Below are 262 nucleotides of genomic sequence, written 5' to 3' on the forward strand. Positions count from 1 at the left end.
CCCGTTCTTCACCCCGACGCCGCGCGGCCAGGGCACGGGCCGGGGCCTGTCGATGATCTACGGCTTTGCCCGTCAGTCCGAAGGGCAGGCGCACATCGAGTGTGGCGTGGGGCGCGGGACCACGGTCACCATTCGCCTGCCTCGTAACGCCGTAAGCCATGTCGAGGTGGCGCCTATGGCGGAGATGGGCGAGCTCCCGCGGGGAGCGGGCGAGACCGTGCTGGTGGTCGAGGACGAGCAGACCGTGCGGGACCTCATCGTC

Annotated in this window: 1 pseudogene; it reads left to right on the top strand. The window is 70.2% G+C overall.

Going from position 1 to position 262, the window contains the following annotated elements:
* Positions 1–262, top strand: a pseudogene (locus CVH10_RS26135) (hybrid sensor histidine kinase/response regulator); the annotation flags it as partial.

This window comes from Halomonas sp. ND22Bw (assembly GCF_003011945.1).
Lineage (GTDB): Bacteria > Pseudomonadota > Gammaproteobacteria > Pseudomonadales > Halomonadaceae > Halomonas > Halomonas halophila.